This is a genomic window from Nocardia blacklockiae (genome assembly GCF_015477355.1).
GTDB lineage: Bacteria > Actinomycetota > Actinomycetes > Mycobacteriales > Mycobacteriaceae > Nocardia > Nocardia blacklockiae.
Genome location: NZ_JADLRJ010000023.1, coordinates 40,257 through 63,253 on the forward strand (window position 1 = coordinate 40,257; position 22,997 = coordinate 63,253).

Genomic DNA, 22,997 nt, shown 5'->3' on the forward strand with positions numbered 1-22,997 from the left:
TGCAAGATCAACCGCGAACACTTCGCACGGCAACCCCGACAAACGAAGAAGGAGCAAGCATGGCCCTGCTGACCATCGGCGACCAGTTCCCCGCCTACAACCTCACCGCGGTGATCGGTGGCGATCTGTCCAAGGTGAATGCTCAGCAGCCCGACGACTACTTCACCCAGGTCTCGAGCGACGACTACGCGGGCAAGTGGCGGATCGTGTTCTTCTGGCCCAAGGACTTCACCTTCGTGTGCCCGACCGAGATCGCCGCGTTCGGCAAGCTGAACGACGAGTTCGCCGACCGCGACGCCCAGGTGCTCGGCGCCTCGGTCGACAACGAGTTCGTGCACTTCCAGTGGCGCGCCCAGCACGAGGACCTGAAGACCCTGCCGTTCCCGATGCTGTCGGACATCAAGCGCGAGCTGGCCACCGCCACCGGCGTGCTGAACGCCGACGGCGTCGCCGACCGCGCCACCTTCATCGTCGACCCGAACAACGAGATCCAGTTCGTGTCGGTGACCGCCGGCTCGGTCGGACGCAACGTCGACGAGGTGCTGCGGGTGCTCGACGCGCTGCAGTCCGACGAGCTGTGCGCCTGCAACTGGAAGAAGGGCGACCCGACCATCAACGCCGGCGAACTGCTGTCCGCCAGCGTCTGATTCGCGGCGCGCCGGCGCCGTTGTTCGAACAGGAGCATCACTTGTCTGTCGAGAACCTGAAGAACTCGCTTCCCGAGTACGCGAAGGACCTCAAGCTCAACCTGTCCTCGATCGCGCGGTCCACCGTGCTGAACGAGCAGCAGCTGTGGGGCACCCTGCTCGCCGCCGCAGCGGCCACCCGCTCGGCGAGCACGCTGCGTGAGATCGCCGAGGAGGCCGCCGACACGCTGTCGGCGGAGGCCTACAACGCCGCCCTCGGCGCCGCCTCGATCATGGGCATGAACAACGTGTTCTATCGGGGCAAGGCCTTCCTCGACGGTCGCTACGACGACCTGCGGGCGGGCCTGCGCATGCAGATCATCGGCAACCCCGGTGTCGACAAGGCCGACTTCGAGTTGTGGTCGTTCGCGGTCTCGTCGATCAACGGTTGCCAGCACTGCCTCGAGGCCCACGAGCACACCCTCCGCGAGGCGGGCGTGTCGCGCGAGGTGATCTTCGAGGCGCTGCGCGTGGCCGCCATCGTCGCCGGTGTCGGCCAGGCTGTGCAGACCACCGAGACGCTGGCCGCCGCCACCGTCTGAGTTCCGGTACGAGCAGTGCCCTGCCCCGATCCGCTTGGGGCAGGGCACTTCTCGTATGTACGCCATGCCCGGGCGAGGGAGCGGGAGCGCCGCCGCGCAGACACGGCGATCCCGGGGCGGGTCGCCGCGACCCGAGCCGGCGGTGCGAGCGCCTCGCCGCTCGCGGGCACGTTTGCCGCGAGTAGGCTGGCGACCATGGGCGTACTGGAAAGCGACGGGACGCAGCTCGAGGTGGTCCGGGTCTTCACCGACGCGGCGGGGCGGTTCGGCAATCCGCTGGGCATCGCGCGCGCCGCCGACGTGGTGGACGTCGACCACCAGGCACTGGCGGCCCGGGCCGGGTACAGCGAGACGGTGGTCGTCGAACAGCCGGTGAACGACATCGCGCGGCTGCGCATCTACACCCCTGCCGTGGAACTGCCCTTCGCCGGGCATCCGACCGTCGGCACCGCGTGGTGGCTGTCGGAGCAGGGCACGCCGGTGAAGGTGCTGGAGGTGCCCGCGGGGCCGGTCGCAGTCACCCCGGTCGAGGGGCTGACGTGGGTGCAGGCCCGCGCGGAATGGGCGCCGGCGTTCACCTTCCACGAATTCGACGATCTCGAGCTGCTCACCACCCTGGACCCGGCCGACTTCCCCGACGGCCAGCACTACGTGTGGGCGTGGACCGACGAGGCACGCGGCGTGGTGCGCACCCGCATGTTCGCCCCCGCCATGGGCATCGCCGAGGACGAGGCGACCGGCGCGGCCGCGATCGCGCTCACCGCACGGCTGCGCCGCGGCCTGATCATCACCCAGGGCGCGGGCTCGCAGCTGTTCACCGAGTGGGACTCCGACGGGTGGGTCCGGCTGGGCGGGCGCACGGTCGCCGATCACCCGGTGGTCGTCTGAGGGTTCAGCCCAGCGCCGCGGCGACCAGCATGTAGGCCGTGCCGAGATCCATCACCAGGTGCGGGACGACGGCGGCGGGCCCGGCGTGGTGCGGAAAGACGTGCGGCAGCGGGTTTCTCGTGCCGGGCGACAGCAGCAGCACCGCGTCGACCGTGAACAGGACGGCCAGCAGGAACATCGGCAACTGCGGCGCGCTGTGGTGGGCGCCGTGGGCGTGCCCGGACATCGCCCACAGCATGGCTGCGGCCGCGATCACGTGGTAGACGAGCGGGGCCACGGGCGGGACCATCGCGCCGGGTGCGGCGGCGCGCCGCTGTAGCACCCGCCCGGCCAGGAGCACCCCGTAGACCACCACCATCGCGGTCAGGACGCCCTGTACCGCCGCGGGCGCGGCCGGGAACATCAGCATCGCCAGCATCACCAGGCACATCAGCAGATGGGCCGCGTCGGACTCCCGATCCATCGGCGACACGAAAACCGGTGTGCCGCCGTCGTTTTCCACCGCCGGAGCCGCCACCAGCCGCGCCGCCACGAGCACGGCTGTCACCGCGAACGCCGCCGTCACACCCCAGCGCAGTCCCTCGTACTCCACCACGAAAGCGCCCACACCACACCTCTCGCCGCCGAGCCGGTCCCCTCCATGCTCGCATCGAGATGTGCACCGACAACAGCCTTACCCCCCTGCCCCTGACCTGTCCCCCCGCTGCCTTTACGGGCGATACCGCCGAGCGCGCCCGGCATAGGAAGGCCGCACGACATCGCACTCCCCCGCCCGACGTTGGATCACCGCACCCGGAATCGGGCTGCCGCCGGGGAGAAGTATCGGGGGCGTCAGCCGAGTGCGCGGGCGAGTGCGGCGGCCAGTTCGGCGACTTGGTCTTCGGTGATAACGAACGAGGGCGAGATCTGGAGGGCGCCCTGGCCGGCGGCGCGGCCCGAAACACCCTGTGCGCGAAGGGCCTTCACCATGGCGGGGCCGGCGGTGGGATCGGTCAACTGGATCGCGGCGACCGCGCCCAGGCCGCTGCGCACCTCGGCCACCCGGGGATGCGCCGAGAGCGGCGAAAGGTGTTCGTGCAGCATCGATTCCAGGTTCTTGCTGGCGTCGAGCAGGTTCTCGCGCTCGACGATGTCGAGGTTGGCCATGGCGGCCGCCGCGGCGCCCGCGTGGCCGCCGTAGGTGTAGCCGTGCCGGAACCAGACCCCGCCCGCGAAGAACGGTTCGGCCACCCGGGGCGCCACGAACACCGCGCCCATCGGCAGGTAGCCGGAGGTGAGGCCCTTCGCGGTGGTCATCAGATCCGGCTCCAGGCCGAAACGCGAAGAGGCGAACCAGGATCCGCCGATCCGCCCGAACCCGGTGACCACCTCGTCGGCGACGAACAGGATGTCGTTGTCGCGGCACAGCCGGCGCACTTCGGCCAGATAGCCCTCGGGCGGCAGGTACACCCCGCCCGCCCCGATGATCGGCTCGCAGAAGAACGCCGCGATGCGGTCCGCGCCGACCTCGTCGATCAGCGCCCGCAGCGCGCCGGCGTCGTTCCACTCGACGGTCCGCGCGTCCGGCATCAGCTCGCCGTAGCCGTCGTGATTGACCGCGATGCCCGCCAGCGCCGTGCCCGCGACGTGCATGCCGTGGTAGGCCAGCCGACGGCCGACGAGCAGCGTCTTGCCCGGGCGGCCCAGCTCCTGCCAGTACCGCCGGGCCAGCTTGGCCGCAGTGTCGACCGAGTCGGAGCCGCCGGAGGTGAACATGATCTTGCTGCCCGGCACGGGCGCCAGCTCGGACAGCCGCTGCGCCAGGTCCCGCGTCACCGGCGCGGTGATGTCACCGAAGTTGGAGTAGTGCGCCAGGTTCGACAGCTGCGCCGCGACGGCATCGGCGATCTCCCGGCGGCCGTGCCCCACGTTGGTGAACCAGAGACCGGCGGTGGCATCGAGGTAGCGATTACCCGCCTCGTCCCACACGTAGGCGCCCTCGCCACGAGCGACCACGAACGCACCGTCCCGCTCGACGCCCGCCATATCCGCGAACCCATGCCACAACGCACCCATCCAGGGCTCCTCTCCTCACATCCGCCCCACGGCACCGCGCGGCACTACCGTCCAGTCCACACGTCGCGCGCGTTGCCCGCACCACGAGCACGTCGCCCACACCGCAGGCACGTCACCCACACCGCGAGCGCATCGCCCGCACCACGAGCACGTCACCCGCAGCGCGAGCATGTCGCCCACACCACGAGCGCGACACCGCGCCGCGAAGCGAATATCCGGCTACTCGGATTGTCGACCATGCAGGGCCGAAACCCGTACCGCAGGGCCAGACTACCCGCGCGGGCGGCTCCTCTCGCCGTCGCCCGCGACCGTTCCTGGTCCGCGGGGACCTGCCGCGTGGCCGGGGCGCGTGAGCAGCGCGCCCACCCCCGCCACGGCGGTCGCCAGCAGGGCGAACACCACCGCGAGCAGGACCAGGCCGATCAGTAGCGATGGGTAGCCCTGATCGCGCGGGTCGAGGAACGGGTAGGGGTACCAGTCGACGAACGCGCCGCGAATCAGGCTGTGGCCGCCGTAGACCGCCGGAAAGATCAGCCAGCCGCCGATCAGCTTCGCGGTCACCCCGAGCCGGGCGGGGACCAGCAGCCAGTCGGCAACCAGCACGATCGGCAGCACTCGATGCAGGACGTCGTTGATCCACTTGTCGCTGAGCATCACGTCGATGTGGGCCAGCAGCACCGCGTAGACCACCCCGGTGATCAGCAGGTACAGCGCGCTCGCGCCGCGCACCAGCTGCCAGCGCCGACCGCGCGGGTCGACCAGACCGCCGACCAGCAGCACCAGCACACCGAGGATGTTCGATTCGATGGTGAAGTAACTCAGATAGTTGGCGAGCGAGAAGCCGCCCGCCCCGCTGTTGCGCACCGGGATCCACACCAGCGCGACGACACCGAGCACCCCGAACCCGATCCGCAGCAGCCGAATCCACGGCGGCGTCCCCACTCCGGTGGCCATGCCGTCGATCATGGCACGTGGAAACACGTCGCCGATGGATCATCGACGCACTCCGCGCATGTCGGAAGCGGACGCGGCGATCAGTATGTCGGCGGACTACGCACCCGGATCCACCGGGTTCAGGACGAGCCGAGCGGCTGTCCCCGACCGCCGTCGCGCATGCGGTCGGCCGGGCCGCGCAGCCCGGCGGCGGTCCGCGCGGTGAGGGCGCGGGCCCCGTCTCTGAGCAGAGCCGCGATCCCCAGCAGCACGGAGACCACTCGCAGGGCGCGGACCCACCTCGGCGTTCCGGTACCAGCGGTCATGTCCCGATGGTGGCATACCGATCGGTACGCAAGGAACGTCCGCGATCCGATAGCAATCGTTCGGTAATCCGCGGGCCGACCCGCGCCACCCGGCCGCATCGGCGACTTCGCTACCCTGGTTGATGCAATGACCAGGACCGCCGCCCTTCCCCGCGAGCTCCGCACCCGCCTGGCCGATCTCTCGATCCGCGACGAACACCGGTTGCGCCGGCGGCTCGACAAGGCCCGCGGCAGCGATCTCGGCGACCTCGAGAACGACATCGCCGCCGCCGAACAGCGCATCGCCACCCGGCGCGCCGCCGTGCCCGAGATCCGCTACCCCGAACAGCTACCCGTGTCGGCCTGCCGCGACGACATCGCCGCGGCCATCGCCGCGCACCAGGTCGTGGTGGTGGCCGGGGAGACCGGGTCGGGCAAGACCACGCAGATCCCGAAGATCTGCCTCGAACTGGGCCGCGGCATCCGCGGCACGATCGGCCACACCCAGCCGCGCCGCTTGGCCGCGCGCACCGTCGCCGAACGGATCGCCGAGGAGCTGGGCACCGAACTGGGCGACGTGGTCGGCTACACCGTCCGCTTCACCGATCAGGCCTCCGACCGCACGCTGGTCAAACTGATGACCGACGGCATCCTGCTCGCCGAGATCCAGAGCGACCGGCTGCTGCGCCGCTACGACACGATCATCATCGACGAGGCGCACGAGCGCAGCCTCAACATCGACTTCCTGCTCGGCTACCTGAAGCAACTGCTGCCGCGGCGGCCGGATCTGAAGGTGATCATCACCTCCGCCACCATCGATCCGGAGCTGTTCGCGCGCCATTTCGCCGACGCCGAGGGCGAGCCCGCGCCCATCGTCGAGGTGTCTGGGCGGTCGTACCCGGTCGAGATCCGCTATCGGCCATTGGCTCCCGAGGCCGCGACCGACGACGAGGACGAGGAGGAGGAGGACCCGCGTCCCGCCGACCGCGCCGCCGGGCTCGGCACCGCGCGCGATCCGGTGGACGCCATCGGCGACGCGGTCACCGAGCTGCTCGCCGCGGGCGACGGCGACGTGCTGGTCTTCCTGTCCGGCGAGCGGGAGATCCGCGACACCGCCGACGCGCTGCGCGATCTGCGGCTGCCGCGCACCGAGATCCTGCCGCTGTACGCCCGGCTCTCGGCGGCCGAACAACATCGGGTCTTCCAGTCCCACACCGGCCGACGGGTGGTGCTCGCCACCAACGTGGCCGAGACCTCGCTCACCGTTCCCGGCATCCGCTATGTCGTGGATCCCGGCACCGCGCGAATCTCCCGCTACTCGATGCGCACCAAGGTGCAACGGCTGCCGATCGAGCCGATCTCGCAGGCGTCGGCCCGCCAGCGGTCCGGTCGCTGCGGCCGCGTCGCCGACGGCATCTGTATCCGGCTGTACTCGGAGGCGGATTTCGAGGCGCGCCCGCAGTTCACCGAACCGGAGATCCTGCGCACCAACCTGGCCGCGGTCATCCTGCAGATGGCCGCGCTCGGACTCGGCGACATCGAGAGCTTCCCGTTCGTGGAACCGCCGGACCGCCGCGCCATCCGCGACGGCATCGCGCTGCTCGAGGAACTGGGCGCGCTGGCACGGCGCCCCGACGACGAGAAGCCTTCGGTCCCGGACACTTCCGAGCCCGAGGCGACCGCCGAGCCCGCCCCTCGTGCGCGGCGCGGACGCCGCCGCCAGGAGGCGATGGTCGGCGATCTCGTGCTCACGCCCGTCGGGCGCGAGATGGCGCAGATCCCGGTCGATCCGCGGATGGGCCGAATGCTGGTGCAGGCCAACCGCAACGGGTGCCTGCCCGAGGTGCTGGTGATCGTGGCCGCGCTCTCGATCCAGGACGTGCGCGAGCGGCCGGCCGAATTCCAGCAGGCGGCCGACGCCAAGCACGCCCGGTTCACCGTCGAGGGGTCGGACTTCCTGGCCTACCTGCGGCTGTGGGACTACCTGCGCGCGCAGCGGAAGGCGTTGTCGTCCAACCAGTTCCGCCGCAAGTGCCGCGACGAGTTCCTGCACTACCTGCGCATCCGGGAATGGCAGGACCTGCACGGGCAACTGCGCACCATCACCAAGGGTCTGGGCTGGCACAGCGACGGGTCGATCGCGCCCATGCCCGACGAGACCGACGCGCTGCCCTGGGATGCCACCGCCGTGCACCAGTCGCTGCTGGCGGGCATGCTCTCGCACATCGGCGTGCGGGAGGCCGAGACCCGCGAATTCCTGGGCGCGCGCAATGCCAAGTTCATGATCTTCCCCGGCTCGACGCTGGCCAAGAAACCACCGCGCTGGGTGATGGCCGCCGAATTGGTGGAGACGTCGCGGCTGTGGGGGCGCATGGCCGCCCGCATCGAACCGGAATGGGCCGAGCGACTGGCCGGCGATCTGGTGAAACGCACCTATTCCGAACCGCATTGGTCGTCCAAGCGCGGCGCCGCCATGGCATACGAACGGGTCACGCTCTACGGCATTCCGCTGGTGACGCAGCGGCGCGTCGATTTCGGCCGCATCGATCCGCAGTTGTCGCGCGAGCTGTTCATCAGACACGCGCTGGTGCAAGGGGAATGGCAGACCCGCCACGAGTTCTTCCACCGCAATCGGGAATTGCTCGAGGACGTCGCCGATCTGGAGAACCGGGCGCGCCGGCGCGATATTCTCGTCGACGACCAGGTGCTGTTCGAGTTCTACGACCAGCGCGTCCCCGCCGACATCGTGTCGGTGCGGCATTTCGACAGCTGGTGGCGGAAAGCGAAACGCGACGATCCCGCACTGCTCGATTTCTCGGCCGCGACCGTCGTCAACGAGGGCGCGGCCCGCCTGGATCCGACGGCGTTCCCGGACAGCTGGCGTCAGGGCGAACTGACTCTCGGACTGACCTACCAATTCGAGCCGGGACAGGCCGATGACGGTGTGACGGTGCATATTCCGGTCGCCCAGCTGGCGCATGTGCGCGCGGTCGGATTCGACTGGCTGGTTCCTGGCATGCGCGAGGAACTGGCCGCCGCGCTCATCAAGACCTTGCCGAAACACCTGCGCCGCAGCGTCGTTCCCGCGCCGGACTTCGCGCGCGCGGCGCTGGCGCGGCTCACCCCGCGGGCCGAACCGCTGCGCACCGGACTGGCCCGGGAACTGTCGCGGCTGGGCTCGGTGACCATCACGCCGAACGACCTTGATCCGGCGGCACTGCCCGACCACCTGCGGATGACCTTCGCCGCCACCGCGCCCGACGGCACGGTGATCGACCGCGGCAAGAGCCTGGCGGCGTTGAAAACCGCGCTGGCCGACCAGGTCTCGAAGTCGGTCGCGCGCGCCACGGCCGCCGCCGAGCGGGCCCCGGCGACCGTCTGGACCTCCGAGTCGCTGGGCACCCTGGCGCCGACCGTGCGCCGCGACGTGGGCGGCCAGACCATCACCGGCTATCCGGCGCTGGTACCCGAGGGCGACGGCGTCGCGGTGCGGGTGCTGTCCTCCCCGGCGCAGCAGGCCGCCGCCATGCGCGCCGGGACCCGTGCGCTGGTGCTGCGCGAGCTACCCTCCTCGCCGCGGGCGGTGACCGCGGGCCTGTCGCCGGCCGACCGCCTGGCGCTGAGCCAGAACCCGTACGGCTCGCTGGACGCGCTGGTCGAGGACTGCCGCGCGGCCGCCGCCGACGAGCTGATCGCCGCGCACGGCGGCCCGGTCCGCAGCCCGGAGCAGTTCCGGGCGCTGGTGGACGCGATCCGGCCCCAGTTCTCGGCCACCGTCGCCCGGATCGTGCGGCTGGTGGTCCCGGTGCTCGCCGAGGCACATCGGGTGCGAACGGCGTTGTCGGACACCACCGATCGCGAGATCGCCGAGGATGTCCGCCAGCAGCTCGACGAGCTGGTCTTCCCCGGGTTCGTCCGGGAGTTCGGCAGCGCGCGCCTGCGGGAGCTGCCCCGCTACCTGCAGGGCGCGGTGATCCGCCTGGAGGCGTTGCCGTCCTCGGCCGACCGCGATCGGCGTGGGATGGCCGAACTGGATCGCGCGCTCGCCGCGTATCAGCGCCTGCTCGACGGCCTGCCGGAGGCGCGCCGCACCGGCCGCGATGTCACCGAGATCTGGTGGATGACAGAGGAATTGCGGGTCGGCCTGTTCGCCCAGCAGCTCGGCACGCCGTATCCGGTGTCGGCCAAGCGCATCGAGAAGGCGATCGCCGCGGTGCGCTCGACGCCGGCGAAAACGCCGCGCTGAACCGCGGATCCGGCAATCAGTCCGCGCCGGCGCCGACCGCGTGTTCGGTGCGGTGCCGGCGGAGGTCGGCGATCTCGCGCTCGAAATCCTCGGCTGAGCTGAAGGATCGGTACACCGAGGCGAACCGCAGGTACGCCACCTCGTCCAGATCGCGCAGCGGACCGAGGATCGCCAGCCCCACCTCGTGGCTGAGCACCTCCGGCGAGCCCTTCGCGCGCACCGCGTCCTCCACCTGCTGGGCGAGCAGGTTCAGGGCGTCGTCGTCGACCTCGCGCCCTTGGCAGGCGCGACGCACGCCGCGAATCACCTTCTCGCGGCTGAACGGTTCGGTGACGCCGCTGCGCTTCACCACCGACAGGATCGCGGTCTCGACCGTGGTGAACCGCCGCCCACACTTCGGACAGGCACGGCGACGCCTGATGGCCGAGCCTTCCTCGGCCTCACGCGAGTCGACGACCCGCGAATCCGGGTGCCGGCAGTACGGGCAATGCATCCGAGATCCTTCGTCGATGCCTGCATCGGGCTACGGCGACGTGGGTCGCCACCGCTTGGGTCCAGCGCACGCTGTGTGTGACGCACAGCAACCCCGAGGATACCCGCAGGACAGCGACGATGACCGGGTGCACCCCGGACAACCCCGCTCGGATCACGGCTCGAACCGACCGGTCAGGCCGGTGCGCGGCGGATTCGCCCGCCGCCGCTACCCCTCACCGCTCGGACGCCGGGACGATCAGGGTACGTCCCGAAGTCACCTCCGAGCCACGTAACCCGTTGAGCTCCACGATCTTTCGCACCGTATCGCGCACCGGCGCGCCGGGCGCCACCCGCACCGCCACCTCGGACAGCGACTCGCCCTCGCCGACCTGCACCGTCTGCGTCGACTCCCGGGCCGGGGCGCCCGCCCGCAGCTGCGCCACGCCGATCAGGCCGCACACCACCGCGGCGCTCACCAAGGCCGCGACCGCCAGCGTCGCGAAACCGAGCCGGGCCCGCTCGACGCGCTCGGCCGGGTGCGGGCCCCGCGACAGCTCGGTGCGCGGCCGGTCGTAGCGCACGACCGCCGAGCGCGGCCGGTCGCCCCGGGGACGGCGCGGGTCACCGTCCGGGCGGGCGAGGGTGCGCGAGCGCGCGGGCGGGCACGCCACGCGCGGGACGGTGTCGAAGCCCAGATCGCCTTCGGCGGAGTCGTTTTCACGGATCGCGGTGCGCATCGGACAGACCTCCAGGTGGGTGCGGGACGGAACCCTGTGCGTGACGGATACTCGGCATTCGATCATCTGTTCGAAGAACTGATGTTCGATTCTTACCACGGGGCACCGACAAAGTCACGACTTCGCGCGACATGCGTCGAACAGATGTTTGAAACCTGGTGGCGGGCGGACTACATTCGAGGCACGCATTCGGTGCGACCCCGAGTCGAGCGCAGGACCAGCACATCCCAGGAACGGAGGACGGCGACAGTGAGCGAACGCACGGTAGGCGGGCATCCCGAGGTGGACGCCCCCGCCACCGCAACCGACGGCGTCGAATCACCCGGCGCCGGGGCGGATCTCACCGTCCGTCAGCGCAAGGTGCTCGAGGTGATCCGCAGCTCGGTCAGCGAGCGCGGCTACCCGCCCAGCATCCGCGAGATCGGCGACGCGGTCGGCCTCACCTCGACCTCCTCGGTCGCTCATCAGCTGCGCGCGCTGGAGCGCAAGGGCTATCTGCGCCGCGACCCGAATCGCCCACGCGCCGTGGACGTCCGGGGCCTGGACGAGACGGTGGTGCGCGCGGTCGGCGACGTCGCGCAGCTGCGCGCGGTGGACACCGAGGCCTCCCCGGATCAGCCCGCCCCCACCTACGTGCCGGTGCTGGGCCGCATCGCCGCCGGTGGCCCGATCCTGGCCGAGCAGGCCGTGGAGGACGTGTTCCCGCTCCCCCGCGAGCTGGTCGGCGAGGGTTCGCTGTTCCTGCTCAAGGTCGTCGGCGAGTCGATGGTCGACGCCGCCATCTGCGACGGCGACTGGGTGGTCGTGCGCCAGCAGAACGTCGCCGACAACGGCGACATCGTGGCCGCGATGATCGAGGGCGAGGCCACGGTGAAGACGTTCAAGCGGGCCGGCAAGCAGGTCTGGCTGCTACCGCACAACCCGCTGTTCGAGCCGATCCCCGGCAACGACGCCCAGATCCTGGGCAAGGTAGTCACGGTGATCCGCAAGATCTGAGGCGAGGTCAGCCGGTGCGCACCTCGGCCTCGCGGCCGACGAGGTGCGTGGCGACGTCGCCGCGTTTGCGGTCCTCGCACAGGATCCGCACCCGGTGCGGTCCGGCCGGTACCGGCCCGGAATCGAGATCGACGACGCCGTCGGCGGACACGGCCCGCCACGGTCCGTCGATGTCGCGCGCGGCGATCTGACAGTCGTAGCCGGGCTTGGCCCCGGTGACGTGCGCGGTGATGGTGGTGCCACCCTGGAATGCCGCCGTGGGCGCCGCGGTCGCGAGCCCGGAACCGGCCGCCAGCAGACCCGCGGCCGATCCGGCGACCAGCACGATGCGCAGCGCGAGCGAGCGAGGTCGCGTCATACCTTCATGGTCCACCCGCGCCGCCGGATTTCGGTGGACCGACGGCGGTGTCGCGTGTTTCGGTCAGCGCCCGGCCGTCACGGGCTAGCGCGCCGCGTGCGCCGGGCCGTGCGCGTCCTCGCAGTGCGCGGGCGAGCGCGTGCCGAGTTCGATCAGCTCCGGCTGCGCGTGGTCGACCTGCAGGGTGGCGTGCTCGATGTGGTGTTCGCGGACCAGCCAGTGCGCCAGGTCCTCGCGCACGGCGTGGCAGTCGCGGCCTGGTTCGACCAGCACGTGCGCCGACAGCGCGGGCGAGCCCGAGGTGATCTCCCAGATGTGCAGGTCGTGGATCTCGACCACGCCGTCGCGGGCGGCCATGGCCCGGCCGATCTCCGCCGGATCCAGATCGGCGGGCGCGGCCTCGAGGAAGATCCGGCTCGACGCGCGCACCAGCCCGACGCCGGAACGCACCATCAGCGCCACCACGATCAGCGTCGCGATGACGTCAGCGCGAGCGAAGCCGGTCACGACGATGACCACACCGGCGACCGCGGTCGCGATGAAGGCGAACAGGTCGGTGAGGATGTGCTGGAAGGCGCCCTCGACGTTCAGGCTGGCGCGATTGGCCCGCGAGATCATCCAGGTGGCGGCCAGATTCACCACGATGCCGACCAGCGCGGTGCCCAGCACCAGCCCGCCGGTGACCTCGGGCGGGTCGGCCAGCCGCCGGATCGCCTCGTAGGCCAGCCAGACCGCCAGCAGGAGCAGCGTGAGCCCGTTGGCCTGCGCGGACAGGATCTCCACCCGCTTCCAGCCGAAGGTCATCCGCCCGGCGGCGGGCCGGGCGGCGAGCCGGATCGCCCAGAGCGCCAACGCGATCGAGGCGGCATCGGTGAGCATGTGCGCGGCGTCGGACAGCAGGGCCAGCGATCCCGCGACGACGCCCACCACGACCTCGCCGAGCAGGAAGACCACGATCAGCGCCAGCGCGCCCGCCAGCCAGCGCCTGTCGCTGTCCGGTGTGGCGTGCGTGTGCGAATGCCCCGCCGCGTGGCCGTGTGCGTGTCCTGCGCCCATCGTCGTCCCTTCTCGCTCGAATGCGCCGTCCGCGATCATATGCACGCATCTTTATATATACAAGAGGCTGGTCGGTCGGTCACTGAAAGACAGGGAAACTTGCCAGTCTTACTGTCGAATGACAGACTGGGCGGTATGGCAACAGCGGCCGACCGGCATTCCGACCCCGCCGACGGCCGTACCGCGGGCGAGTTGGCCGCCGCGGCGGCCGAACTGCGGGTGACCGTCAGCCGGCTGCTACGACAGCTGCGCGCCACCTATTCGGGTCTCGAGGTGACGCCCTCGCAGTCGGTGGCGCTGAGCCGCCTGCTCACCGACGGCCCGGCCACGGTGGCCGCGCTGGCCCGCGCCGAGAACGTCCGGCCGCAATCGATGCGGCTGACGGTCGCCGCGCTGGCGGAGCGCGGCCTGGTCGAACGCGCACCGCACCCGACCGATCAGCGGCAGGTGCTGCTGCGCCCGACCGCGGCGGCCGAGCGGCTGATCACGGCCGCGCGCACCGCCAAGGAGGATTGGCTGGCGCAGGCGCTGGCGGCGAAACTCTCGCGCGCCGAACAGGATTCGCTGCTCGCGGCGATTCCGCTGCTGCGCCGGCTGCTCGACGACTGATTATTGGAGGAAGGATTTCATGCCCGCCACCACCCTCGACCCGCACACCGCGCTGGTCCTCATCGATCTACAGCGGGGCATCGTCGGCGCGCCGACCGTGCCGCACAGTGTGCCCGACGTGCTCGCCCGCAGCGCGGAGCTGGCCGCAGCGTTTCGGGAGGCGGGGCAGCCGGTGGTCCTCGTGCGCGTCTCGTTCGCCGACGACGGGGCCGACGCGCCGCAGGGCCGGACCGAGGTGCCGGGCGCGGCGGGGCCGCGGCCGCAGGGCTGGGACACCCTGGTCGACCAGCTCGACGTGCAACCCGGCGACATCGTGGTCACCAAGCGGAACTGGGGCGCGTTCCACGGCACCGACCTGGACCTGCAACTGCGCCGCCGCGGCGTGACCGGGATCGTGCTGGGCGGCGTCGCGACGAGTATCGGCGTCGAGTCGACCGCGCGGGCCGCGTACGAGCACGGCTACCACGTCACCGTCGCCACCGACGCGAGCGCCGACCGGGACGCCGACTCGCACGCGCACAGCGTCACCAAGATCTTCCCGCGTCTCGGCGAGACCGCCACCACCGCGGAGATTCTCGCGCTGCTCCCCCACGCCGTGCGGTAGCCGCCTCAGCGCCCGCCCGGCACCGCGACGCCGAGCTGCTGGTAGAGGCCGAGGCGATCCTGATATTGCCGGTCCCGCACCACTTTTCGCTCGTCGTCGAAGGTGAGGACCTTCGCGTAGGCGAGGCGGAAACGGCGGCCGGTGGCGGGCAGCAGCGTGGCCTCGCCGAGCACGAAATCCGCGGCGGAGGTGCCCGTGCCGACCAGTTCGGCCACCACCGAATCGCCGTCGACGTGCACCTCGGCGATCTCCTCGGCATAGTCCGGGAACGCCGCGAACCAGGCCCGGCTCCAGGCCAGCGTGCCCGCCAGGTCCAGCCGCAACCCGGTGCCCGTGTCGAACAGGTAGCCCGCGGCACAGGTGTCCGCCCAGGCCCGCCAGTCCTGCCCCGTCCACGCCCGCTGCACCGCCGCGTACGCCGACCGCACCGTATCCATCGCTCCTCCAAGCATTCTCGAACGCACTCTGACTATACAATGCAATAGTTAGAAAGTAGCTTCCGCACGGCAGCAGAACGACCCGTACCGGCGGCGGTGGCGAATTCGGAGTTCCGCACCGCCTCGCGGAACCGTTCCGGCATTGCGTGGAATGCGGTGGTCAGCGGCCTGTGAGGCGGTGTCGCGGGCCGCGTAACTCGACCTTTACCGCGATGTCGCGCCGCGTAATCGAGCGGTGGGCACGCTACGGCCATGTCCTTCAGCACGGTCCGGCCCGGCGGCGAACACGCCGCATCCGAGGGCCCTCGGTCCTCCGACGCGGCGCGCGAGCGTCGGCTCTTCGGTGAGCAGGTGCGCGAAATACTGCCCACCGCTTCGCATCTGGCGGCGCGGCGCGTGCGGGACCTGCTGCGGGCCGCCCTGCGCGCCGGTGAATTCGGCAGCGGGCGGCTGCCGGGCGAGGCCGAGTTGATGGCGCAGTACCGGGTGCCGCGCGACGTCCTGCGCGAGGCCCTGGACCTGCTGCGCCGCGACGGGCTGATCGAGCGGCGGCGCGGGCTTGGCACCTCGGCCGTGCGAGCGGAATACGTGGTGCCGGGCGCGCTGCCGCCGCAGGGCCACGCGCTGGACGAGCATCTGGCCGTCGGGCGGATCACGCCGCGCCTGCTGCACTGGGCCTGGACGCCGGCGCCGCGGGTGATCGCCGCCCACCTCGACGACACCGCGGCCGGCGACGACTGCCTGTGCGTCGAATACGTCCTGCTCGCCGAGCAGCGGCCGTTGGCGGTGTTCACCAACTACATTCGCGCGCCGGAGGCCGCCCGGGTCGACCAGTCCCTGTTCCGCCGCGACTTCTACGCGCTGCTGCACTCCGGCGGCATCGACACCGCCAGCTGCGACGTCGGCGTGCAGGCCGCCGCCGCCGACGGCCACACCGCCGCGCTGCTGCACGTGCTGCCGGGCGAGCCGGTGCTGCTGGTCCAGCAGCGCCTGCGGGACGCGGCCGGCCGGGTGGTCGACTACGCGCTCGGCACCTGCCGCAACGAACTGCTCATCGAGATCGGCCACATTCCCCGCGTCGATCTCACCGGCGCCCACCGGAAGGACTCCCTATGACCGACACCGCCCTTCGCCCCACCTCGTTCGACACCGTGACCGACGCGGCCGCGGCGCTGCGCCGCGGCGACGTCACCGCCACCGAACTGGTGGAGCGCGCCCTCGCGACGACCGACGATCTCGGCGTCTACCTGACCCGCCACGACGGCCGCGCCCGCGACCGCGCGGCCGAGATCGATCGGCAGCTGGCCGCCGGCGCCGCTTTGCCGCCGCTCGCCGGAATTCCCGTGGGCGTCAAGGACATTCTGGCCCACTCCCCCACACCGACCACCGCGCAGAGCCTGGTGCTGGACCCCGCGTGGTCGGCCGGGATCGGGGACTGCGCCGTGGTCCGCCGACTCGAGCAGGCCGGGGCCGTGATCACCGGCAAGACCAGCACCATGGAATTCGCCATCGGCGTGCCCGACCCGGACAAGCCGTTCCCGGTGCCGCGCTGCGCCTGGGACCGCGAGCGCTGGGCCGGCGGTTCCAGTTCGGGTTCGGGCGCCGGGGTCGCGGCCGGGCATTTCCTGGCCGCGATCGGCACCGACACCGCCGGCAGCATCCGCATCCCGGCCGCGTTCAACGGCGTGACCGGGCTCAAGCCCACGTTCGGCCGGGTGCCGAAGTCCGGCGTGGTGCCGCTCGGCTACACCCTCGACCACGTCGGCCCGCTGGCCCGCTCGGCCGCCGACTGCGCGCTGCTGCTCTCGGTGCTCGCCGGCCCGGATCCCGACGACCCGTACAGCGCCGACGTCCCGGCCGCCGACTACCCGGCCGCGCTCACCGGCGACCTGCACGGCGTCACGGTCGGCGTGGACGATCTGAACCGGTTCGCCGACGGCGGCATCGATCCCGAGCAGCCGCGGCTGTTCGCCGAGGCCGTCGAGACGCTGCGGGCCGCCGGCGCCGCGGTGGTCCCGGTGGAACTGCCGATGTATCCGGAGCTGGTGGCCGTCGACCTGCTGGTGATGCTCGCCGAGGCGCACGCCTACCACCGCGGCGACCTGCGCGAGCGGTGGACCGACTACGGGCGCGGCACCCGGATCGTGCTCGCCGGCGGCGCCGCGGTCACCGGGCCGGATTACGTCCAGGCGCAACGGGTTCGGCACGTCGCGCGGCGGCGGATGGCCGAGCTGTTCACCCGGGTCGACCTGGTGGTCACGCCGACCGGGCACCTGGGCGCGCCGCCGCTGGCCACCCTGGATCCGCTGCGGCCGCTGGGCGCGCTGTCCTCGCTGCACACGCCGTATTGGAATCCGCTGGGAAATCCCACGCTGGCCGTACCAATCGGTTTGTCCGCCGACACCACTCCGCTGTCGATGTCGGTCAGCGGCCGGCATTTCGACGAGGCGACCGTCCTGCGCGCCGGCGACGCCTATCAACGCCGCACCACCCATCACCTCGCGAAAGGCCCCTCATGACAGCCGCGTCCACCTGGTCCGCCGATCCCGAGGAAAACGCCGCGGTCGCCGCGCTGCAGGAGATGCTGGCCGGACTGGCCGAACTGCTGCACGGCTGCGCCGAGGCCAGATACGGCGACCCCAGCGGCGGGCATCGCGTCGGCTGACCTGGGATTCCGTCCGAAAACGCACCCGGAAGCACCGCCGCCCGCGATTCCCGCGAACCCCGGGAATTCCTTCCGGATCGGATTGTTTTAGCCCTTTCGCACATTCACCGCCGGAAACGCCGAATAGCGTCGGATTCGCTACCCTGGACAGCACTGCGGTACGGTATACGCAATCCTTGTAGAGCAGTGTCCGTGCGAAAGGGCTGACTCATGGCCAAGAAGGTCACCGTCACGCTCATCGACGATTACGACGGGAAGTCCAAAGCGGATGAGACCGTGCAGTTCTCGATCGATGGCGTGGCCTACGAAATCGATCTCTCCACGTTGAATGCCGGCAAGCTGCGGGGGTCTCTGGAGCCCTGGGCCGAAAAAGCCCGGAAGGTCGGCCGGGTCAAGTCGGGCACGGTGGCACGGCCGAAGTCCGCGGCCGACCGGGAACAGACCGTCGCCATCCGGGAATGGGCGAAGAAACACGGCTACAACGTGTCGGCTCGCGGCCGAATTTCCTCCGAGATCGTCGCGGCCTATCACAAAGCGAACAAGTAACTCCTGATCCGGGGCTTTTGCCCTGGTAATGAGGTTCCGGCCGGGCCCGGATTACCGTGCGGCGAGCACGATAATCCGGGCCCGGCGCCGTCCGCGGCGGCGGTTTCCCGCCGGGTGGATATGGCCGCGGCGGCCCGCCCGGCGACATGTCCCGGCACCGTGGAATCCGCACTCGCCCACCGCTTCCGAGTAGTCCGCCGACAGCGAAAATCCGGAGCGCTCGGTGTATGCGGGCGGGGCGGCGGCGGTAGCCTGTGATCATGGTTCGGCATCGTGCCGTTCCCGCATGTCACTGAGTGCACGTCTGATCCCGGGCGGGGGTGGTGGGCATGACACACGAGCAGGCCGTCGCCGCCTTGGCCCGGCAGTGGCGGACGGCGGTGTCCGACACCGGTTTCGTGCCGATGACACTGGCCGAACTGGAGGCGCTGCTGGCCGAGCTGCTCGAGCGGCTGACGGCGGCCATCGTGGCCGAGCCCTTCGACGCGCCGGCCGCCGCCGCGGTGGGCGCGCACCTGGTTCGCGCGAACCTCACCGATCCCCGGGTGCTGAGCCGCACCGCGCGGGCGCTGGCGCCGCTGGCCGAGCTGCTGGCGCCGCACCGGGAGCGGGTCATCGCGGCGCTGGGCGAACTGGCCAACGGCTACACCGTCGAACTCCTCGCGACCCGCGCCCGCCATCAGGAGATGCTGCACGCGGCCATGGCCGACGCGCGCCAGGCCGCCGAGGTCCGTTTCCGGGTGCTGTTCGACAACGCCGCCGTCGCGATCGGCATCGGCGACACCGCCGGCCGGATGGTCGACGCCAACCCGGCACTGGCCACCATGCTCGGCACGCCGGTGAATCGGTTGCGCGGCACCGCGGTGTCGGACCTGGTGCATCCGGAGGACCGCGACGAGCTGCGCGCCCGGATCTTCGACGAACTGCTGACCGCCGGCGCCGGCACGATGCGGCTCGAACTGCGCTACCGCCGACCCGACGGCAGCGGCGGCTGGGCGGCGTGGGCGATCACCCTGGTGCCCGCGGCCGGCGGGCGCTCGGCGTACCTGCTCGTGGTCGGCGAGGACACCACCCAGCGCCGCGCGTTGCAGGCCGAGCTGAGCCGCCAGGCGCGCCACGACCCGCTGACCGGGCTGCCCAACCGGCGCCAGCTGGTGGAGACCATCTCCGAGATCATCGCGGGCGCCCGGCCCGGGGCCCGCATCGGGCTGGGCTTCATCGACCTGGACGGGTTCAAGGCCGTCAACGACACCTACGGGCACGGCGTCGGCGACCGGCTGCTGGCCGCGGTGGCGCCCCGGCTGGCCGCGCAGGCCGCCGGTGCCATGCTCGCGCGCGTGGGCGGCGACGAGTTCGTGGTGCTGTTCCCGCCGCCGTGCGACGCCACCCGGGTGGCGGCCGTGACGACCGCGCTGCTGGACGCGCTGGCCGAGCCGATTCCGGTGGACGATCTGCGCCTGTCGATCTCGGCGTGCATCGGAGCGGTCGTCACCCCGGTCAACGGCGCGGACGCCGAGCAACTGCTCGACGCCGCCGACGCCGGGCTCTACCGGGCCAAGGCGGCCGGACCCAACCGGTGGGTCCTGCACAACCACGACATCACGGCGGGTGCCGTGCTGCCCGGCCTGCGCTGAGCCGTGCCGTGCCCGGACGCCCGAGCGCTCAATCCGTCGCGGACCGTCCGGCGTCGAGGTAGGCGCGCAGCACCTCGGCGGGCACGCGGCCGCGCGCCGACACCGACACACCGTTCTCGCGCGCCCACTGCCGCGCGGCCGTCGACTGCACGGCGGTCACCGTCGTCGGCTGCCGGGCGGCGATCATGGTGCGGCGCACGCGGCGAGCGCGAGCGGCCCAGTGCTGCAACTGTTCTCGCAACAGGGCCGCGTTGCCCGCTGATAGATCGATCTCGTAGGTCACCCCGTCCAACCCGAACACCACGGTCTCGTCGGCCGTCGATTCGCCATCGAGATCATCGACGCGCGTGACCAGTACTCGATGTGCCACTGCGTGCTCCTTCGCACCCCGTCCCCTGCCCTGCTCCCCCGCAGTCGTAATTTACTGAGCGGCTCGAACGTTCGCGGTGGCACCGGGCTGTTTCACCAGATCCGGGCCCGCACGACAGTGAACCGTGACAGATTCTATGCCCAGTCACGCCCCGGCGCGCACCTCGGCGCGCGAGAAGCACAGTGCCACAGCGCGTTCTGCGCAACCGCCGCGGCGGGGGCCGCCGAACGCATCCCCGCCGTGCAGCACGGCAAACACTCGGCGCACAACTCGTCGGGTCGGACTCACAAACTCCGACCGCACCGGTCAGGGAGTCGTCACAAGTCCGAGCCAGACAATTCACACACGGCCGTCGGCTCGGTAAAATGTGGGTTACACAGGTGGTAACACGTCTGACTCGTACTCCGGAATACGGTCCGGACGGCCGATCCCGACCGCCCCGAACAACGTTGGCTACAAATGAGTTTCCGCCGGTCCAGCCGCAACGGACCGGCCCGCGAGAAGTGTACGGAGTTGGCTACCGACGTCATCGACACGACCGTTGAACTGCCGGTCGCACGGAAATTCCTGTGGAATCTGCTGAAGGACCCGCAGAGCTATTCCCGAGTATTCCTCGGGATCGGCGGCTGTGACCGCCTCGAGACGATCGCCGGTCATCCCCTGTGGCAGTTCCGGATCGGCACGCCCGCGACCGGCATCCGCTCATTCGTGGCAACCTGCATCGTCGCTCCCGCCGCCCAGACGCTGGAGCTGGAGTGCGCGGCGACCGGCAGTTACGCGGCGCTGCGCCTGCGGAATACGCCGTCGGGCGGCACCCGGCTCACCGTCACCTTCTTCGCGCCGGGCCGCATGCACCCCGCGGTCGCCGCGATGTCGAACGACGAGATCCTGGCGTGGGCCGAGGACGGATTGCAGCGGCTGGTCGAATTGGCCACGGGCGCACCGACTTCGATGGTGGTCAACGGCGAGAACACCCCGTTGCGGCGGCGCGCGGACGTGGCCCGGCAGATGGTGTCCTCAGGTGTGGTCCGCACCTACCGCCCCGACCTGGGCGTGAAACAGCTGCGGCGACTTGCCAAGTGGGGTTTCAACCTGGCCGGCGGCTACGCCGCGGCGGCGGCCTACTCGCCGCACCGCACCGCGATCGTCGACGACTACGGCACCCGCACCTTCGCCGAGGTGCACGAGCGCAGCCACGCGCTGGCCGCGGCCATGGCCCGGCTCGGCCTCGGTCCCGGCGACGCGCTCGGACTACTGGCGCGCAACCACGCCGGCATGGTCGAAACCATGGTCGCCGCAGGCAAACTCGGCGTCGACGTGGTGCTGCTGAACGCCGGCCTGTCGGCGCGGCGGATCGAGGAGATCGTGCAGCGCCACCGGCTCGAGCACCTGTTCGTCGACAGCGGGCTGGAGTCGCTGGTGCACTATCTGCACTCCGACATCCAGCGGGTCTTCACCGATCGCGGACCGGGGCCCGGGCACACCACCATCGACGACCTGATCGCCCAGGGGCACAGCGACTTTCGCAAACCGGCCCGGGGCGGACGGCTGATCGTGCTCACCTCGGGCACCAGCGGCACCCCCAAGGGCGCCCGCCGCCCGCACCCCAAGGGCTTCGCCACGGTGGCGGCGCTGCTGTCGCGCATCCCGCTGCGGATGAACGAGCCCATGCTGATTCCCGCGCCGCTGTTCCACACCTGGGGCATGGCCGCGCTGCAGCTGAGCACGCCGCTGCGGGCCACCGTCGTGCTGCCCGAACAGTTCGACGCCCGCGACACCCTGCGGCTGGTCGCCGAAAATCAGGTCAGCACACTGATTCTCGTGCCCACCATGGTGCAGCGGATCCTCGACCTGCCCACCCACGTGCGGGCCCGGTTCGACACCTCCAGCCTGCGCGTGGTCGCCAGTTGCGGCGCGCCGCTGGCCGGCGCCACCGTGCAGCGCTTCATGGACACCTACGGCGAAATCCTCTACAACGTCTACGGTTCCACCGAGGTCTCCTGGGCGACCATCGCCACCCCGGAGGATCTGCTCATCTCTCCCACCACCGCGGGCCGTCCGCCGCTGGGCACCCGGGTCGCGGTGCTGGGGCCGGATCTGGAGCCGGTGCCGGTGGGCGCCACCGGGCGCATCTACGTCGGCAACCACATGCTGTTCGACGGCTACGTCAACTCCGCGCCCCCGGAGGAGGCCGAGGGCATGCTCGACACCGGTGACCTGGGGTATCTCGACGCGTCCGGACGGCTGTTCATCGCCGGCCGCGACGACGAGATGATCATCTCCGGCGGCGAGAACGTCTTCCCGCGCCCGGTGGAGGAGGCGCTGGCGCATCTGCCGCAGATCACCGACGTCGCGGTGGTGGGCGTGCCCGATCGCGAATTCGGCCAGCGCCTGGCGGCTTTCATCGTCAAGCGGGAGGGTTCGGGCCTGGATCCGGACATGATCCGCACCTATGTCCGGCACCGGCTCAGCCGCTTCTCCGTGCCGCGCGACGTCACCTTCCTGCCGGCGCTGCCGCGCGGGGAGACCGGCAAGGTGCTCAAGCGTCTGCTCACCGGCATGCCCGCCAACGAGTCACTGCCGTAACGCATTCTTGCGACTGTGATCGCTCACCAGGCCTGTGGGGCAACTTCTTTCGAAGTGTCACGATCGATTGTGAAACCTGCCCTGCCGGGTCTCGAAACGGTTACGTTGTTACCGCAGCGCAGTTAACGGGGGTGGAAGGAAGCTCGCGATGTCTGTATCCACTCCGGACCGACCCGGCCTCACCGTCTCCGGACGACCCATGTCCTCACCCCTCAAAGACGTCTGGGCCCTCTCCCGCCACATGGTCGGCCACTTCGTCGAAAACGTCGC

At 70.9% G+C, this 22,997-nt stretch carries 23 protein-coding genes; 13 read left to right on the forward strand and 10 right to left on the reverse strand.

Annotated elements, in window-relative coordinates:
* Positions 1-59: 59 nt before the first annotated feature.
* From IU476_RS35300 to IU476_RS35310, 3 genes are all read left to right on the forward strand, one after another.
* The gene (locus IU476_RS35300; RefSeq protein ID WP_195106694.1) at positions 60-647 is read left to right on the forward strand and encodes a peroxiredoxin; all 588 of its coding nucleotides are present in this window, start codon (positions 60-62) and stop codon (positions 645-647) included.
* Positions 648-688: 41 nt separating this feature from the next.
* Positions 689-1,228 carry an alkylhydroperoxidase, AhpD family gene (gene ahpD, locus IU476_RS35305; RefSeq protein WP_195106695.1) on the forward strand — a complete coding sequence of 180 codons (540 nt, stop codon included), beginning with the start codon at positions 689-691 and terminating at the stop codon, positions 1,226-1,228.
* A 195-nt stretch (positions 1,229-1,423) separates the two neighbouring features.
* Complete coding sequence (locus tag IU476_RS35310; RefSeq protein ID WP_195106696.1) at positions 1,424-2,116, forward strand: PhzF family phenazine biosynthesis protein; 693 nt, start codon at positions 1,424-1,426, stop codon at positions 2,114-2,116.
* Between the two features lie 4 nt (positions 2,117-2,120).
* On the opposite strand, the gene IU476_RS35315 is transcribed toward IU476_RS35310, so the two are convergent.
* From IU476_RS35315 to IU476_RS35330, 4 genes are all read right to left on the reverse strand, one after another.
* Positions 2,121-2,723, reverse strand: coding sequence for a DUF5134 domain-containing protein (locus IU476_RS35315; protein WP_195106697.1), 603 nt, complete (start codon positions 2,721-2,723; stop codon positions 2,121-2,123).
* Between the two features lie 224 nt (positions 2,724-2,947).
* Positions 2,948-4,171, reverse strand: a complete 1,224-nt coding sequence (locus tag IU476_RS35320; RefSeq protein WP_195106698.1) for an aminotransferase family protein — start codon at positions 4,169-4,171, stop codon at positions 2,948-2,950.
* A 270-nt stretch (positions 4,172-4,441) separates the two neighbouring features.
* Entirely contained in the window at positions 4,442-5,125 is a 684-nt protein-coding gene (locus tag IU476_RS35325; protein WP_195106699.1) for a Pr6Pr family membrane protein, read from the reverse strand.
* Positions 5,126-5,244: 119 nt separating this feature from the next.
* Entirely contained in the window at positions 5,245-5,430 is a 186-nt protein-coding gene (locus tag IU476_RS35330) for a hypothetical protein (protein ID WP_195106700.1), read from the reverse strand.
* A 127-nt stretch (positions 5,431-5,557) separates the two neighbouring features.
* Here IU476_RS35330 and hrpA point away from each other — a divergent pair, with 127 nt between their 5' ends.
* Positions 5,558-9,655 carry an ATP-dependent RNA helicase HrpA gene (gene hrpA / locus IU476_RS35335; RefSeq protein ID WP_195106701.1) on the forward strand — a complete coding sequence of 1,366 codons (4,098 nt, stop codon included), beginning with the start codon at positions 5,558-5,560 and terminating at the stop codon, positions 9,653-9,655.
* 16 nt (positions 9,656-9,671) lie between these two features.
* Here the strand turns inward: hrpA and nrdR are convergent, their stop codons facing one another.
* Positions 9,672-10,148 carry a transcriptional regulator NrdR gene (gene nrdR, locus IU476_RS35340; RefSeq protein WP_195106702.1) on the reverse strand — a complete coding sequence of 159 codons (477 nt, stop codon included), beginning with the start codon at positions 10,146-10,148 and terminating at the stop codon, positions 9,672-9,674.
* Between the two features lie 214 nt (positions 10,149-10,362).
* Complete coding sequence (locus tag IU476_RS35345) at positions 10,363-10,866, reverse strand: LysM peptidoglycan-binding domain-containing protein (protein ID WP_195106703.1); 504 nt, start codon at positions 10,864-10,866, stop codon at positions 10,363-10,365.
* 282 nt (positions 10,867-11,148) lie between these two features.
* Between IU476_RS35345 and lexA the strand changes: the two genes are divergently transcribed.
* Complete coding sequence (gene lexA, locus IU476_RS35350; protein WP_195106720.1) at positions 11,149-11,862, forward strand: transcriptional repressor LexA; 714 nt, start codon at positions 11,149-11,151, stop codon at positions 11,860-11,862.
* A 7-nt stretch (positions 11,863-11,869) separates the two neighbouring features.
* On the opposite strand, the gene IU476_RS35355 is transcribed toward lexA, so the two are convergent.
* Together IU476_RS35355 and IU476_RS35360 are read right to left on the reverse strand one after the other, a co-directional pair.
* Positions 11,870-12,220 carry a hypothetical protein gene (locus IU476_RS35355; protein ID WP_195106704.1) on the reverse strand — a complete coding sequence of 117 codons (351 nt, stop codon included), beginning with the start codon at positions 12,218-12,220 and terminating at the stop codon, positions 11,870-11,872.
* 84 nt (positions 12,221-12,304) lie between these two features.
* Complete coding sequence (locus IU476_RS35360; protein ID WP_195106705.1) at positions 12,305-13,276, reverse strand: cation diffusion facilitator family transporter; 972 nt, start codon at positions 13,274-13,276, stop codon at positions 12,305-12,307.
* A gap of 135 nt (positions 13,277-13,411) precedes the next feature.
* Here IU476_RS35360 and IU476_RS35365 point away from each other — a divergent pair, with 135 nt between their 5' ends.
* Both IU476_RS35365 and IU476_RS35370 read left to right on the forward strand, forming a co-directional pair.
* A complete protein-coding gene (locus tag IU476_RS35365; RefSeq protein ID WP_195106706.1) occupies positions 13,412-13,885 on the forward strand; it encodes a MarR family winged helix-turn-helix transcriptional regulator in 474 nt (157 codons plus the stop codon).
* A gap of 19 nt (positions 13,886-13,904) precedes the next feature.
* Positions 13,905-14,489, forward strand: a complete 585-nt coding sequence (locus IU476_RS35370; protein ID WP_195106707.1) for a hydrolase — start codon at positions 13,905-13,907, stop codon at positions 14,487-14,489.
* A 5-nt stretch (positions 14,490-14,494) separates the two neighbouring features.
* On the opposite strand, the gene IU476_RS35375 is transcribed toward IU476_RS35370, so the two are convergent.
* Positions 14,495-14,926, reverse strand: coding sequence for an ester cyclase (locus tag IU476_RS35375; protein ID WP_195106708.1), 432 nt, complete (start codon positions 14,924-14,926; stop codon positions 14,495-14,497).
* A gap of 252 nt (positions 14,927-15,178) precedes the next feature.
* Between IU476_RS35375 and IU476_RS35380 the strand changes: the two genes are divergently transcribed.
* The 5 genes from IU476_RS35380 (at position 15,179) to IU476_RS35400 (ending at position 19,771) form a co-directional block, all read left to right on the forward strand.
* Positions 15,179-16,042, forward strand: a complete 864-nt coding sequence (locus IU476_RS35380) for a GntR family transcriptional regulator (protein WP_195106709.1) — start codon at positions 15,179-15,181, stop codon at positions 16,040-16,042.
* A complete protein-coding gene (locus IU476_RS35385) occupies positions 16,039-17,445 on the forward strand; it encodes an amidase (protein ID WP_195106710.1) in 1,407 nt (468 codons plus the stop codon). Before IU476_RS35380 ends, IU476_RS35385 begins: the two co-directional genes overlap by 4 nt.
* Positions 17,442-17,591: a hypothetical protein gene (locus tag IU476_RS35390; RefSeq protein ID WP_195106711.1), complete on the forward strand. Its 150-nt coding sequence runs from the start codon at positions 17,442-17,444 to the stop codon at positions 17,589-17,591. The genes IU476_RS35385 and IU476_RS35390 overlap by 4 nt, the downstream gene beginning before the upstream one ends.
* 210 nt (positions 17,592-17,801) lie before the next feature.
* Positions 17,802-18,137 (forward strand): histone-like nucleoid-structuring protein Lsr2, encoded by a 336-nt coding sequence (locus IU476_RS35395; RefSeq protein WP_187687828.1) that lies wholly within the window; start codon positions 17,802-17,804, stop codon positions 18,135-18,137.
* 329 nt (positions 18,138-18,466) lie between these two features.
* Positions 18,467-19,771, forward strand: coding sequence for a sensor domain-containing diguanylate cyclase (locus IU476_RS35400; RefSeq protein WP_195106712.1), 1,305 nt, complete (start codon positions 18,467-18,469; stop codon positions 19,769-19,771).
* A gap of 28 nt (positions 19,772-19,799) precedes the next feature.
* On the opposite strand, the gene IU476_RS35405 is transcribed toward IU476_RS35400, so the two are convergent.
* Positions 19,800-20,141 (reverse strand): histone-like nucleoid-structuring protein Lsr2, encoded by a 342-nt coding sequence (locus tag IU476_RS35405; protein ID WP_195106713.1) that lies wholly within the window; start codon positions 20,139-20,141, stop codon positions 19,800-19,802.
* Between the two features lie 513 nt (positions 20,142-20,654).
* On the opposite strand from IU476_RS35405, the gene IU476_RS35410 reads away from it, so the two are divergent.
* The gene (locus IU476_RS35410) at positions 20,655-22,727 is read left to right on the forward strand and encodes an AMP-binding protein (RefSeq protein WP_228824830.1); all 2,073 of its coding nucleotides are present in this window, start codon (positions 20,655-20,657) and stop codon (positions 22,725-22,727) included.
* The last annotated feature ends 270 nt before the right edge of the window (positions 22,728-22,997 follow it).